The following is a 14,167-nucleotide window of genomic DNA, read 5'->3' on the forward strand; positions in this document are numbered from 1 at the left end:
GCGTCAGCCTTTCCGCTTCTTGCGCCGTGCGCCCGGTACGGTCCGGCCGACGATCACGGTACGACGGGGGTCCGCGGACGGGGTGTCCTCGCCGCGGCGGCCCAGCGCGCGCCGCACGCCGTAGCCGAAGGCCGCGACCTTGACGAGGGGGCCGCCGAACGTCGAGGCGACGGTGGTGGAGAGCGCGGAGGCGTTGGAGGTGACCTCCTGGACGTCGCTGGCGATGGCGTCGACCCGTTCGAGCTGGGTCTGCGCGGAGCGGACCGCGGTCGAGGCCTCGGCCAGCAGCGGCACGGCCTGTTCGGTCACGTCCGCCACGAGTCGGGTGGTCGCCCTGAGCGTCTGCGCCAGCCTCACCAGCACCACGGCGAGGAAGGACACCAGGATCGCCCAGAAGACGGCCACCAGGATCCCGGCAACCTCTCCACCGGTCACTGCGCACCGCTCTCTGAAATCGTCGTCCGGCACTGAATTGTCCGCGTCCCCGACCTTATCGCGCCCGGGGTGGCGCACCGTACCGGATTGCCGCCCGGCGGGACGGGCCGACGTGGGGCGGTTGAACGCAGTGCGCACGCGTCGGTACGCTGCGTGCGCTATGCGAGACCACGGCCCCGGAGATCCCGACCGCCTTCCTCCCCCGGCCCCGTGCGGCCTGCCCGCCGAGGTGAACGGATTCGTCGGCCGGGCCGGCGAACTGGCCGCCGCGGCCCGTGCCCTGGAGACGTCGCGACTGGTCACCCTCGTGGGGCCGGGCGGGATCGGCAAGACCCGCCTGGCGGTGCGGGCGGCCGCGGCACAGCAGAATCGGTACGCCGACGGTGCGCGGCTGGCCGAGCTGTCCCTGGTACGGGACCCCCGGCTCGTCGCCCACGCCCTGCTCGGAGCGCTCGGCGTCACCGACCACACCGGCCGGCCCGCCCGCGACGTGCTGCTGCGGCACCTGGCGGGCAGGCGGCTGCTCCTCGTCGTGGACGGCTTCGAGCACCTGGTCGAGACGTGCGCGCCTCTTCTCCGCGATGTCCTGCGGCACGCGCCGGGCGTCGCGGTGCTGGCGGCGGGGCGGCGGCCGCTGCGGCTGGACGGCGAGGCCGTGCTGCCGCTCGGGCCGATGACCCCGCAGGACGCCGCGCTGCTGTTCACGGCCCGTGCGGCCGGCACCGGGCGGTGGGCTCGGGAGGATCCGGCGCTGGTGCGGGAGCTGTGCCGGCGCCTGGACGGGGTCCCGCTCGCACTGGAACTGGCCGCCGGGCGGCTCCCCGCCCTGACGCTGGAGCAGCTGCTGGACCGGATGGACGACCGCTTCGGGCTGCTGACGTGCGGTGTCCGGGGGGCGCTGCCCCGGCACCGGACGCTGCGCACCGCCGTCGGCTGGAGCCACGAGCTGTGCACCCCCGCCGAGCGGCTGCTGTGGGCGCGCTTGTCGGTCTTCGCCGGCGACTTCGACCTGGAGGCGGTCGAGTACGTGTGCAGCGGTCCGGACCTGCCGGCCGGGTCGGTGCTGGACGTCCTCGGGGAACTGATCGCGCAGTCCGTGGTCACCCGCGCGGAGAGCGCCGGCGGCGCCCGCTACCGGATGCTCGACACCGTGCGCGCGTACGGCGCGGAGTGGCTGGCCGAGCTGGGCGACGCCGAGCGGCTGCGCAGCCGGCACCGCGACTGGTACATGGGGCTGGCCACCTGGTGCGAGCTGGAGTGGTTCGGTCCGCGGCAGGCGGACGTCGCGGCGTGCACCGACAGCGCGCTGCCCAATCTGCGGGCCGCCGTCGAGGTCTGCCTGGAACGCCCGGACGAGGCGCATCTGGGACAGCACCTGGTCGGGACGCTCTGGTTCTACTGGGCCGGCTGCGGCCGGCTCTCCGAGGGCCGCCACTGGCTCGACCGGGTGCTCGCCCACGAGACGCGGTACCCGGACGCGCGGCTGAAGGCGTTGTGGGTGCTCGGGTACGTGGCCGTGCTCCAGGGCGACGCGGCGGCCGCGGCCGCCGCGCTGCACGAGTGCGGCGAGGGCGCGGAGGCCGGGGAGAACGTGCTGGCGGGCGCGTATGCGACCCATCGCAAGGGCTGCCTCGCGCTGCTGTCGGACGACGTCCCGCGCGCCGAGCGGCTGCTGCGCAGCGCGCTCGCGGACTACGACCGGGTCGGCGAGCTCAACAGCAACGTCCTGATGGGGCAGGTGGAGCTGGCCATGGCGCTGGTCTTCCAGGACCGGCTGGACGCGGCGGTCGAGGTGTGCGAGGAGGTGCGGGAGGTCTGCGAGACGTTCGGCGAGCTGTGGACCCGCGCCTACGCGCTGTACGTCCTCGCGTACGCGGCCTGGGCGGCCGGTGAGCACGCCCGCGCCCGGGCGCTGCTGACCGAGTGCATCACGGTCGACCACCGGTTCAACGACCTGGTCGGCTTGGCCCTGGCGATCGAGCTGCTCGCCCTGGTGACCGCCTCGGAGGGCGATCCCGCGGAGGCCGCGGTGCTCCAGGGCGCGGCGGCGCCGGTCTGGGACTCGGTGGGCGTCGCGGTCTTCGGCTCGGTGCACTTCGCCGCGCCCCGGGAGATGTGCGCCCGCCGGGCCGCGGAACAGCTGGGGGCCCGGAGGTACGAGGAGTGCGTGGAAACCGGCCGGGCACTGCCGCTGGACGCCGCGGTGCGGCGTGCGCTCACCGCTCCGGAGCGGGTGCGGGTCTTCCGGGCCCGGCAGCGCACGGGTCCGCCGGCCTCCCCGGACACGCGAGAGCCCGCCGGCCTCCCCACCGGGAACGGCGGGGAGACGGCGGGCTGAGGCGGTGTGCGGCGGTCTCCCGCCGCACACGGCACGCCTGTCGGGCGGGTCTCCCGGCTCTCACCGGGAGGGAACCGGCCTGATCAGCGGGCGTAGTACTCGACGACGAGCTGCTCGTCGCAGATGACCGGGACTTCCTTGCGCTGCGGGTCGCGGTCCAGACGGAAGGCCAGGGCCTTCAGGTTGACCTGCAGGTAGCGCGGGGTCTCGCCGTCGGCGGCGAAGCCACCCTCGCGGGCGACCTGGAAGAGGGCCTTCTCGCGGGAGCGCTCGCGGACCATCACGACGTCGTCGGGACGGACGCGGAAGGACGGCTTGTCGACCTTGCCGCCGTTGACCTCGATGTGGCCGTGGACGACCATCTGACGGGCCTGGTAGATGGTGCGGGCGATGCCCGAACGCAGGACCAGGGCGTCGAGGCGGCGCTCGAGCTCGACGACGAGCGCGTCGCCGGTCTTGCCCTCGGCCTTCTTGGCGCGGTCGTAGGCGCGGGCCATCTGGCGCTCGCTGATGTCGTACTGCGCACGCAGGCGCTGCTTCTCGAGCAGGCGGACCTTGTAGTCCGAGTTCTGCTTGCGGCCACGGCCGTGCTCACCCGGCGGGTAGGGGCGAGCCTCGAAGTACTTCACGGCCTTCGGCGTCAGGGCGATACCGAGCGCACGGGACTTCTTGACCTTGGGACGCGACTGGTTAGGCACGTTCTCCAGACCTCCATAGTAGGTTAGGTTAGGCTTACCTTACTCAAGGAGATCGCATGTCTCGCCCTGGGAACACCAAGCGCATCACGGACAGCACGAAAGACACCGACGCGTCTGCGGACGTCATGATGACGTCCGGCGATGCGGACGTCGTGACGACGTCCGGCGTCGAGGTGACGGAGGTCCGATCAGCTCATGGTCAGCCGCGTCCCAGCGGGCTTGAAATCACCCGGATGCCGTCAGCAGCCGAGCGCACACGAACTCTCGTACAGAGTACATGCTCAGCGGTGCTGCTCGTTCACGGAGTGGAGGGGGCCCGCCCCGAGCAGCTCGCTCCGCAGGCGCGCGTGGTCGGCCCGGACGGCGAGGTGTACCTGCTCTTCCCCGCCGACTCACCCGTCGTGCGCGCGGCCACCCACGCCGTCCACGACGAGCTTCCGGCCGTGCTGGAGATCACCGATGTCGCCCCGGTCGCCGTCCCCCACCGTATCCGCGGCCGCGCGTGGATCTCCGGCTGGCTGACCTCCGCCCCGGGCCTCGCCACCGAGCCCGGGGCCATGATGCTCCGCCTGGAGGTCGGCGAGGCGAGCGTCGACGACCTCTGGGGCGCGGGCGGCGTCGAGCCCGAGGACTTCGCCGCCGCGGCCGTCGACCCGCTGGTGGCCCACGAGACCGAACTGCTCCAGCACCTCGCCTCCGCCCACGACGACCAGGTGCAGACGCTGTGCGCCCTCGTCGGGGACCGCGCGGCGGTCACCGGCGGCCGGGCCCGGAGGGCGGTGCCGCTGGCACTCGACCGTTTCGGGCTGCGGGTGCGGTTCACCGGGGAGCCGGCGTTCGACGCGCGGTTCGACTTTCCCACTCCGGTGCGCGACGTCACGGAGCTGCGCCGCGAGATGCACGCGCTGTTCGCGGCGGCGGAGTAGCGCGCCGGGGGCGCGCAGGTCCGGGGCTGCGCGGGGTGCCGGTGCGGCCGCGGCCGCGTTCCGCACGGGCCGGAGTCCGTTCGGGCCGCTGGGGCTGCACGGGCCGGCGGGTCTGTTCGGGCCGGTGGGGCTGTTCAGGTCGGCGGGTCTGCACGGGCCGGTGAGGCTGCACGGGCCGGCGGGTCTGTCCAGGCGGGTGTCGCCGCACGGCCTGCGGCCATGTCCTCGGTTTCCCCCTGCGGCCTGGCGGCCGTGGAAGTGCCCCCATGCCCACGGTCGGCCGGGGAGACGCCCCCAGGACGCGCCGGAGTCTCCGGCGCCGCACCCGAGGCTGCCCGCCGGGGCCCGCTGAAGGGCCTCACTCCCCCCGCAGCCGCTCCCGGACCTTCTCGACCACGTCCGCGTAGCGGGCCTCCGCGCCGTAGCGGGTGGGCTCGTAGTAGCGGCGGCCGCGCACCGCGTCCGGCGCGTACTGCTGGGCCGCGATGCCGCCGGGGACGTCGTGCGGGTAGACGTACCCCTGCGCGTGGCCCAGCTTGGCCGCGCCCTTGTAGTGGCCGTCGCGGAGATGCGACGGCACCGGCCCGGCCATCCCGCTGCGGACGTCCTGCTGGGCGGCGGCGATGGCGAGCGTCGCGGCGTTGGACTTCGGGGCCAGCGCGAGGGCGATCGTGGCGTGGCTCAGCGTCAGCGCGGCCTCCGGGAAGCCGATCATGGCGACCGCCTGGGCGGCCGCCACGGCCGTCGGCAGTGCGGTGGGGTCCGCCAGGCCGATGTCCTCGCTCGCCGAGATCATCAGCCGCCGGGCGATGAACCGCGGGTCCTCCCCCGCCTCGATCATCCGCGCCAGGTAGTGCAGCGCGGCGTCCACGTCGGAGCCCCGGATGGACTTGATGAGCGCGCTGGCCACGTCGTAGTGCTGGTCGCCGTCGCGGTCGTACTTCACCGCGGCACGGTCGACGGTCTCCTCGACGGTGGCGAGGGAGATCTCCTCCTCCCCCTTGTCGAGGGCGGCCCCCGCCGCCGCCTCCAGCGCGGTCAGCGCCCGCCGGGCGTCCCCGCCCGCGATCCGCAGCAGGTGGCCCCTGGCCTCCGGGGCCATGCCGACGGCACCGGCCAGGCCCCGCTCCTCGGCGAGGGCGCGGTCGAGCAGGGCCGCGATGTCGTCGTCGGTGAGCGGCTCCAGCGTCAGCAGCAGCGACCGGGAGAGCAGCGGGGAGATGACCGAGAAGTACGGGTTCTCCGTGGTGGCGGCGATCAGGGTGACCCAGCGGTTCTCCACGGCGGGGAGCAGGGAGTCCTGCTGGGCCTTGGAGAAGCGGTGGATCTCGTCGAGGAAGAGCACCGTCTCCCTGCCGTAGCCGCCGGCGGCCCTGCGGGCGCCCTCGATGACCGCCCGGACCTCCTTGACGCCCGCGGTGATCGCGGAGAGCTCGACGAACCGCTTGTCCGTCGCCTTGGAGACGACGTACGCGAGGGTCGTCTTCCCGGTGCCCGGAGGACCCCAGAGGATCACCGACGAGGCGCCGGCCCGGCCGGAGCCCCCGTCGCCGACGAGGCGGCGCAGGGGCGATCCCGGCTTCAGCAGGTGCTGCTGGCCGACGACCTCGTCGAGGGTGCGCGGACGCATCCGCACGGCCAGGGGGCTGCTGGTCGGGTCGGTCTCCTGGCGCTCTTCGGCGGCGGCGGTGAACAGGTCGGGTTCCACGCGATGAAGCCTATGACAGGGGACCGACAGTGCCTGCCGGGCGGGTCAGGAGGTCCAGAAGTCCCACCAGCGGGTCAGGATCAGCATCCCGATCACCCCGATGTGCAGCACGGGGAGGACCCAGGTGAACTCGCCGAAGAAGGTGCGCAGCGCGGCCGGCGCGGGCAGCACCCCCTTGCGGACGTTGTGGGAGGTGACGTACCAGAACATGACGATCGTGCCGGCCCAGGCGAGGCAGCACCACAGGCACAGGGCGTTGATCTCGTACAGCGACTGCTGCATCAGCCAGGTGCAGAACCCGACGCCGAAGAGGCAGCCGGCGTTCAGCCCGAGCCAGTACCAGCGGCGGTAGCGGGCGCCGGCCAGCAGCGCGACGCCGATCGCGATCACCATCGCGTACGTGACCAGGCCCAGCATCGGGTTGGGGAAGCCGAAGACGGCGGCCTGGTCGCTCTTCATGATGTTGCCGCAGGAGACCACCGGGTTGAGGCTGCACCCCGGCGTGAAGCCCGGATCCTCCAGCAGTTTGAACTTGTCGATGGTGATCACCCACGCGGCCAGCAGACCGGCCGCACCGGTGACGACCAGCATCCACGCGAAGGCGCGGCTCGCTCCGATCGTGCCCGCGTCGGGGCGGTCCTGGGTGCCGGTGGGCACGTCGCGGGCTGCTGAAGAGGTCATGTCGCCGTTCCATCGTCTCGCCGGTGGCTGGAGCAGGGCCATTCTGCCCCACCGTGCCCCGCCGTCTCCGTTCGATCCGCATAAGGAACCCCGCCGGGTGACCGCCGCGCACCCGGGCAACGGCGAAGGGGCCCCGGGCAGTTGACGCCCGGGGCCCCTTTCGCGCGGCGTGCTCGGCCGGCGGCGTACTCAGGCCAGCTTCGCCCGCAGCTCGGAGACGACGGTCTCCAGCGGGACCGACCGCTGCTCGCCCGACTCCATGTCCTTGAGCTGCACCACGCCCTCGGCGAGGTCGCGCTCGCCGGCCACCAGGGCGTACGGCGCCCCGGACCGGTTGGCGTTCTTCATGGCGCCCTTGAGGCCCTTGCCGCCGTAGCTGAAGTCCGCGGCGACCCCGGCCCTGCGCAGCTCGGTGACCACGCCGAAGAGCACCCGGCGGGCCTCCTCGCCGAGCGGGACGGCGTACACGCTGGTGGCCGCCGGGATGTCGAGGACGACGCCCTCGGCCTCCAGGGCCAGCACCGTGCGGTCGACGCCGAGCGCCCAGCCGACGGACGGCAGCGCGGGGCCGCCGATCATCTCGGAGAGGCCGTCGTACCGGCCGCCGCCGCCCACCGCGGACTGGGAGCCGAGTCCGCCGTGCACGAACTCGAAGGTGGTGCGGGTGTAGTAGTCCAGGCCGCGGACGAGCTTCTCGTCGTCCTCGAAGGCGACCCCGGCCGCCGTGATCAGCGCCCGGACCTCCTCGTGGTACGCCTTGCAGGCGTCGCAGAGGTAGTCGCGCAGCATGGGCGCGCCGGTGAGCTGCTTCTGGACCTCGGAGCGCTTGTCGTCGAGGACGCGCAGCGGGTTGATCTCGACCCGGCGGCGGGTGTCCTCGTCGAGGTCGAGGTCGCGCAGGAAGGCCTGGAGCGCCTCCCGGTAGACCGGGCGGCACTCCTTGTCACCGAGCGAGTTCAGCAGGATGCGGAAGTCGCGCAGGCCGAGCGAGCGGTACGCCTGGTCGGCCAGGATGATCAGCTCGGCGTCGAGCGCCGGGTCCTCGGCGCCGATCGCCTCGGCCCCCACCTGGGAGAAGTGGCGGTAGCGGCCGGCCTGCGGCTTCTCGTAGCGGTAGTACGAGCCGGAGTACCAGAGCTTCACGGGCAGGTTGCCGGCCTTGTGGAGGTTGGCCTCCAGCGCGGCGCGCAGCACCGATGCGGTGCCCTCGGGGCGCAGCGCCAGCTGGTCGCCGCCCTTGGTCTCGAAGGCGTACATCTCCTTGGAGACGATGTCGGTGGACTCGCCGACGCCGCGGGCGAACAGCTCGACGTTCTCGAAGCCGGGCGTCTCGACGTAGCCGTAGCCGGAGTTCTTCAGCGGGGCGGAGATCGCCTCGCGGACCGCGAGGAAGACCGCGGAGCGCGGCGGGATGAGGTCGTAGGTGCCCCGGGGGGCCTGGAAGGTGTTCACGTCGGAAGTCTCGTCACATTCCTCGTCGGGGAGCGGGCCGGCCGCTCCCGGGGCCGGAGGCCACCTCGCGGAGATACGGGTTGGTGGCGCGCTCACGGCCGATGGTCGTCTGGGGACCGTGGCCGGAGAGCACCACGGTCGAGTCGTCGAGCGGCAGGCACACCCGGGCCAGCGAGGCGAGCATGTCGTCCATGTCGCCGCCGGGCAGGTCCGTGCGTCCGATGGAGCCGGCGAACAGCAGGTCGCCCGAGAAGAAGACGGACGGCACGTCCGCGGCCTCGGGCATCCGGAAGGTCACCGACCCCTTGGTATGGCCGGGTGCGTGCGCGACGGAGAACTCCAGACCGGCGAGGCTCAGCCCGGCGCCGTCGGTGAGCTCCTTGACGTCGTCGGGCTCGCCGACGGTCAGCTCGCCCATGAGCGGCATGCCGATGGAGCGGCCGAGGGCCTTCTCCGGGTCGCTCATCATGTACCGGTCCTCGGGGTGGATCCACGCCGGCACGTCGTGCGCGCCGCAGACGGGGACGACGGAGGCGACGTGGTCGATGTGCCCGTGGCTGAGCACCACGGCGACGGGCTTGAGCCGATGCTTCCTGAGCGTCTCCTCGACTCCCTGGGCGGCCTGGTGGCCGGGGTCGATGATCACGCACTCCTCGCCTGCGGCCGGGGCGACCAGGTAACAGTTGGTCCCCCAGGCCCCGGCGGGGAACCCGGCAATAAGCACGATCGTCCTCAGTTCGGTCGTCGAGAGGCTTGTGGCGGGACCGGCGGGCCGCCGGCCCGGGCCGATCACGGCTGATCAGAGCCTACCGGCGCATCTCCTTCCACAGCCAACCCGTATACCGTACGGGGCAAGCTCGGCGGTCAGCATCACGCGACGTGCTCAGCACCCGCGGCGTACGGCCTGTATCGACGTCCACGGACCAGGTGCACGCACCCCGTCCGCGCACCACGTCCGTCCACGAACTACAAGGAGAAGACCCGGTGGTCAGCAGCGATCAGCGGCGGCGGCAGCTCGCCCGGGAGAAGTTCGAGCGCCAGCAGCAGCGTCGGGAGAAGGCGCGGAAGAAGACGAAGCAGCGCAACGCGGTCATCGCGGCCGTGATCGCCGTGGTCCTCGCCTCCGGCGGCGCCGTGTACGCGGGTGTGAGCCTCGGCGGGGGCGACGACAAGAAGGACGACAACGCGTCGTCCTCGGCCGACAACTCGCCCTCCCCCGAGCCCTCGGAGACGGAGAGCAAGGCTCCCGAGCCCGCGATGGCGATCGACAAGAAGGCCAAGTACACCTTCTCGATCGACACCAACGAGGGCGGGCTCAGCATCGCGATGGACGCGGCGAAGACCCCGCACACCGTGAACTCGTTCAAGGCGCTCGCGGACAAGGGCTACTTCGACGGCACCAAGTGCCACCGTCTGACCACGCAGGGCATCTTCGTCCTCCAGTGCGGCGACCCGAAGGGCGACGGCACCGGCGGCCCCGGCTACACCATCCCGGACGAGAACCTGACCTCGCTCGGCAAGGCGGGCGCCGACGGCGCGGTGACGTACAAGGCGGGCACGGTGGCCATGGCCAACACCGGCCAGCCGGGCACCGGCGGCAGCCAGTTCTTCCTCGTCTACAAGGACACCAAGCTGCCGCCGTCGTACACGCCGTTCGGCACGCTCGACGCGGAGAGCCTGAAGATCGTCGAGGCGGTCGGCAAGGCCGGTGTGGAGGGCGGGGCCACCGACGGGGCGCCGAAGAAGCCCGTCACCATCGAGAAGGCCGCCGTCCCGAAGGCGTGAGGCGTGGAATTCGGCCGCGCTGGGTGCGGACAGCCGGGCGGCCGGTCGCCTAGATTGGCGTTGTGCAGCGCGGACTGGATGCGCGTTGCGTACGGCGGGCGAGACCCCGCCGCGGAAACTGTGGACGATGCCCGGGGGACCGATCCCCCGCGGACATCAGGTTGAGGAGGCGCTGTGAGCAGCGACCCGTGGGGCCGCGTCGACGAGACGGGCACCGTGTACGTGCGTACTGCCGAGGGCGAGCAGGTCGTCGGTTCGTGGCAGGCCGGAACTCCCGAGGAGGCACTGGCCTACTTCGAGCGCAAGTACGAGGGCCTGGTGGTCGAGATCGGCCTCCTCGAGCGCCGGGTGAAGACGACCGACCTGGCGGCGAAGGACGCCCAGACCGCGATCGACCACCTGCGTCAGCAGGTGGACGAGCACCACGCGGTCGGTGACCTCGCCGCCCTGCGCGAGCGGCTGGACGCGCTCGTCGCGACGGTGGACAAGCGCCGTGAGGAGCGCAAGGTCCAGCGCGCGAAGCAGAGCGACGAGGCGCGCAAGTCCAAGGAGGCGCTGGTCGCCGAGGCGGAGGAGCTGGCGCAGAGCGAGCAGTGGCGCTCGGCCGGTGAGCGGCTGCGGGCGCTGGTGGACACGTGGAAGGGCCTGCCGCGGCTCGACCGCAAGTCCGACGACGAGCTGTGGCACCGCTTCTCGCACGCCCGGTCGGCGTTCTCCAAGCGCCGCAAGGCGCACTTCGCGTCGCTGGACGCGCAGCGCGAGGAGGCCCGCCGGACCAAGGAGCGGCTGGTCTCCGAGGCCGAGGCGCTCTCCGGGTCGACGGACTGGGGCCCGACCGCGGCCCGCTACCGCGACCTGATGACGCAGTGGAAGGCGGCGGGCCGCGCACAGCGCGAGGCCGAGGACGACCTGTGGAACCGCTTCCGCGGCGCCCAGGACGTCTTCTTCGCGGCCCGCAGCGGCGTCTTCGCCGAGCGGGACGCCGAGCAGGGCGAGAACCTCAAGGTCAAGGAGGAGCTCGCGGCCGAGGCCGAGAAGCTCGTCCCGGTGACGGACCTCAAGGCGGCACGTGCCGCGTTCCGGTCCATCAACGAGCGCTGGGAGGCCGTCGGCCACGTGCCGCGCGACGCCCGCCCGAAGGTGGAGGGCCGGATGCACGCGGTGGAGCGTGCCATCCAGGAGTCCGAGGAGAACGAGTGGCGCCGGACGAACCCGGAGGCGCGTGCGCGTGCCGCCGGTCTGACGGGGCAGCTCCAGGCGGCCGTCGACAAGCTGCGTGAGCAGATCGACACGGCCCGCGCCTCGGGCAACAACGCCCGTGCCGACAAGCTCTCCCGGGAGCTGGAGGGCCGGCAGGCCCTGCTCGACCAGGCCCTGAAGGGCCTGGAGGAGTTCGGCGGCTGAGCGTCCGCAGATACGGACGGAGCCCCGGCGGTGGAAACACCGCCGGGGCTCCGGTCGTCTTCCCCCGCGCCGGCGCCCCTACGGCCGCCGCGCCGAGGTGACGCGGTACACGTCGTAGACGCCCTCCACGCCGCGGACGGCCTTGAGGACGTGGCCGAGGTGCTTGGGGTCGCCCATCTCGAAGGTGAAGCGCGAGGTGGCCACCCGGTCGCGGGAGGTCTGCACGGCCGCCGACAGGATGTTGACGTGCTGGTCGGACAGGACGCGGGTGACGTCGGAGAGCAGCCGGGAGCGGTCCAGCGCCTCGACCTGGATGGCGACCAGGAAGACGGAGGACTGGGTGGGCGCCCACTCGACGTCGAGGATGCGTTCGGGCTGCTGGGACAGCGAGTCGACGTTGACGCAGTCGGCGCGGTGCACGGATACCCCGCTGCCCCGGGTGACGAAGCCGATGATCGGGTCCCCGGGGACGGGGGTGCAGCACCGGGCGAGCTTGACCCAGACGTCCTCGACGCCCTTGACGACGACGCCGGGATCGGCGTTGTTGCGCCGCGTGGAGCGGCTGCGGGACGGCGGCGTCGACTCCGCGATGTCCTCGCTGGCGGCCTCCTCGCCGCCGAGCGCCTGCACCAGCTTCTGCACGACGCCCTGGGCCGCGACATGGCCCTCGCCGATCGCCGCGTACAGCGAGGAGATGTCCGGGTAGCGCATCTCGTGGGCGAGGGTGACGAGGGAGTCGCCGGTGAGGATCCGCTGGATGGGCAGGTTCTGCTTGCGCATCGCGCGGACGATGGCGTCCTTGCCCTGCTCGATGGCCTCGTCCCGGCGCTCCTTGGAGAACCAGGCGCGGATCTTGTTGCGGGCCCGGGGCGACTTGACGAAGCCGAGCCAGTCACGGGACGGCCCGGCGCCCTCCGCCTTGGAGGTGAAGACCTCCACCAGGTCGCCGTTGTCCAGGGTCGACTCCAGCGGCACCAGCCGCCCGTTGACCCGTGCTCCTATCGTCCGGTGGCCGACCTCGGTGTGGACCGCGTACGCGAAGTCGACCGGCGTCGCGCCGGCGGGCAGGGCGATGACGTCGCCCTTGGGCGTGAAGACGAAGACCTCGTTGCGCGAGAGGTCGAACCGCAGGGACTCCAGGAACTCGCCGGGGTCCTCGGTCTCCTTCTGCCAGTCGAGGAGCTGGCGCAGCCAGGCCATGTCGTTGACGGTGTCCTGGCCGGCGCTGCCCTTGGCGGCGCGCGGGACGTCGGTGCGGACCTTGGAGGTGCCGGCGACGGTCTCCTGCTTGTACTTCCAGTGCGCGGCGATGCCGTACTCGGCGCGGCGGTGCATGTCGAAGGTGCGGATCTGGAGCTCGACGGGCTTGCCGTTGGGGCCGATCACCGTCGTGTGCAGGGACTGGTACATGTTGAACTTGGGCATCGCGATGTAGTCCTTGAACCGCCCCGGAACCGGGTTCCAGCGGGCGTGGACGGTGCCCAGCGCCGCGTAGCAGTCACGGACGGTGTCGACGAGGACGCGGATGCCGACCAGGTCGTAGATCTCCGCGAAGTCCCTGCCGCGGACGATCATCTTCTGGTAGACGCTGTAGTAGTGCTTGGGCCGTCCCGTGACGGTGGCCTTGATCCGGGCGGCACGGAGGTCGGACTGGACCTCGTCGGTCACTATGGCGAGGTACTCGTCGCGCTTGGGGGCCCGCTCGGCGACCAGGCGCACGATCTCGTCGTACATCTTCGGGTAGAGGATCGCGAACGCGAGGTCCTCCAGCTCCCACTTGATGGTGTTCATGCCCAGCCGGTGGGCGAGCGGGGCGTAGATCTCCAGCGTCTCGCGGGCCTTCTTCTCCTGCTTCTCCCGCTTGAGGTAGCGCATGGTGCGCATGTTGTGGAGCCGGTCGGCGAGCTTGATGACCAGGACCCGGGGGTCCTTGGCCATGGCGACGACCATCTTGCGCACGGTCTCGGCCTGCGCGGCCTCGCCGAACTTCACCTTGTCGAGCTTGGTGACGCCGTCGACGAGCAGGGCGACCGAGTCCCCGAAGTCGCGCCGGAGCTGGTCCAGGCCGTACTCGGTGTCCTCGACCGTGTCGTGCAGCAGACCGGCCATCAGGGTCGCGGGGTCCATGCCCAGCTCGGCCAGGATGGTGGTGACCGCGAGCGGGTGGGTGATGTACGGGTCGCCGCTCTTGCGCTTCTGACCGCGGTGCCACCGCTCGGCGACCTGGTACGCCTTCTCGATCTGGCGGAGCGTCGACGTCTCGATCTTGGGGTCGTTGCTGCGCACGATGCGCAGCAGCGGCTCCAGCACGGGGTTGTACGGCGAGGAGCGCTGCACGCCGAGGCGGGCGAGCCGGGCGCGGACGCGGTTCGAGGACCCGCCGGAGCGGGTGGCCGCGGCCGGTGGCACGGGCTTGGGCGCGGAGACGGGCACCGGGCCCGTGCGCTCCGTCACAGCGGGCTGCGGCTTCCGGGCGGGCTGGGCCTCGGGCACGGCAGGGGCTGCCGTGGGCTCGGCGGCCTGCTGGCCGGGCTGCGCGGCGGCGGACTGGGCCTCGTCTGGCAAGGGCACTCCTCGTGCGGTTCCGGAGCCCCGGTCAGGCCCGGAAAGCCCATGGTATCGATCCGGCCGTACGGTCGCGCACGAGGCGGGGCACCCGGATGCCGGTCAGCCCTCCGGGTGAGGCCCCGGACACGCGAGGTGCCCCGGGGAGACTCCCCGGGGCACCTCGGACGCGGCG

At 72.4% G+C, this 14,167-nt stretch carries 11 protein-coding genes; 4 read left to right on the forward strand and 7 right to left on the reverse strand.

Annotated elements, in window-relative coordinates; translation table 11 throughout:
- Nucleotides 1–3: 3 nt before the first annotated feature.
- Nucleotides 4–435, reverse strand: coding sequence for a DUF948 domain-containing protein (locus IAG43_RS04835; RefSeq protein ID WP_187739518.1), 432 nt, complete (start codon nt 433–435; stop codon nt 4–6).
- A gap of 160 nt (nt 436–595) precedes the next feature.
- On the opposite strand from IAG43_RS04835, the gene IAG43_RS04840 reads away from it, so the two are divergent.
- On the forward strand, nt 596–2,773 hold the full coding sequence (locus tag IAG43_RS04840) for an ATP-binding protein (protein WP_187739519.1): 2,178 nt from the start codon (nt 596–598) through the stop codon (nt 2,771–2,773).
- An 83-nt stretch (nt 2,774–2,856) separates the two neighbouring features.
- Here the strand turns inward: IAG43_RS04840 and rpsD are convergent, their stop codons facing one another.
- Entirely contained in the window at nt 2,857–3,471 is a 615-nt protein-coding gene (gene rpsD / locus IAG43_RS04845; RefSeq protein WP_147990758.1) for a 30S ribosomal protein S4, read from the reverse strand.
- Between the two features lie 233 nt (nt 3,472–3,704).
- On the opposite strand from rpsD, the gene IAG43_RS04850 reads away from it, so the two are divergent.
- Nucleotides 3,705–4,397 (forward strand): DUF2470 domain-containing protein, encoded by a 693-nt coding sequence (locus IAG43_RS04850; protein ID WP_187739520.1) that lies wholly within the window; start codon nt 3,705–3,707, stop codon nt 4,395–4,397.
- Between the two features lie 358 nt (nt 4,398–4,755).
- Here IAG43_RS04850 and IAG43_RS04855 read toward each other — a convergent pair whose 3' ends face one another.
- The 4 genes from IAG43_RS04855 to IAG43_RS04870 all read right to left on the reverse strand — a co-directional run bounded on the left by IAG43_RS04855 (nt 4,756) and on the right by IAG43_RS04870 (nt 8,962).
- Entirely contained in the window at nt 4,756–6,105 is a 1,350-nt protein-coding gene (locus IAG43_RS04855; protein ID WP_187739521.1) for a replication-associated recombination protein A, read from the reverse strand.
- Between the two features lie 45 nt (nt 6,106–6,150).
- Nucleotides 6,151–6,786: a vitamin K epoxide reductase family protein gene (locus IAG43_RS04860; protein ID WP_187739522.1), complete on the reverse strand. Its 636-nt coding sequence runs from the start codon at nt 6,784–6,786 to the stop codon at nt 6,151–6,153.
- A gap of 189 nt (nt 6,787–6,975) precedes the next feature.
- Nucleotides 6,976–8,238, reverse strand: a complete 1,263-nt coding sequence (gene hisS / locus IAG43_RS04865) for a histidine--tRNA ligase (RefSeq protein WP_187739523.1) — start codon at nt 8,236–8,238, stop codon at nt 6,976–6,978.
- A 13-nt stretch (nt 8,239–8,251) separates the two neighbouring features.
- Entirely contained in the window at nt 8,252–8,962 is a 711-nt protein-coding gene (locus tag IAG43_RS04870) for an MBL fold metallo-hydrolase (RefSeq protein ID WP_187739524.1), read from the reverse strand.
- A 260-nt stretch (nt 8,963–9,222) separates the two neighbouring features.
- Between IAG43_RS04870 and IAG43_RS04875 the strand changes: the two genes are divergently transcribed.
- Together IAG43_RS04875 and IAG43_RS04880 are read left to right on the forward strand one after the other, a co-directional pair.
- A complete protein-coding gene (locus IAG43_RS04875) occupies nt 9,223–10,023 on the forward strand; it encodes a peptidylprolyl isomerase (RefSeq protein WP_187739525.1) in 801 nt (266 codons plus the stop codon).
- Nucleotides 10,024–10,197: 174 nt separating this feature from the next.
- Nucleotides 10,198–11,427, forward strand: coding sequence for a DUF349 domain-containing protein (locus IAG43_RS04880; protein WP_187739526.1), 1,230 nt, complete (start codon nt 10,198–10,200; stop codon nt 11,425–11,427).
- A gap of 78 nt (nt 11,428–11,505) precedes the next feature.
- Here IAG43_RS04880 and IAG43_RS04885 read toward each other — a convergent pair whose 3' ends face one another.
- Nucleotides 11,506–13,992, reverse strand: a complete 2,487-nt coding sequence (locus IAG43_RS04885; protein ID WP_187739527.1) for a RelA/SpoT family protein — start codon at nt 13,990–13,992, stop codon at nt 11,506–11,508.
- Nucleotides 13,993–14,167 lie beyond the last annotated feature (175 nt).

The sequence above is a fragment of the Streptomyces genisteinicus genome (genome assembly GCF_014489615.1).
Classification (GTDB): domain Bacteria; phylum Actinomycetota; class Actinomycetes; order Streptomycetales; family Streptomycetaceae; genus Streptomyces; species Streptomyces genisteinicus.

Excerpts from the sequence above, each read along its gene's own strand:
- IAG43_RS04840 (WP_187739519.1), top strand. The coding sequence starts at position 596 with ATGCGAGACCACGGCCCCGGAGATCCCGACCGCCTTCCTCCCCCGGCC.
- IAG43_RS04850 (WP_187739520.1), top strand. The coding sequence starts at position 3,705 with ATGCCGTCAGCAGCCGAGCGCACACGAACTCTCGTACAGAGTACATGC.
- IAG43_RS04860 (WP_187739522.1), bottom strand. The coding sequence starts at position 6,786 with ATGACCTCTTCAGCAGCCCGCGACGTGCCCACCGGCACCCAGGACCGC.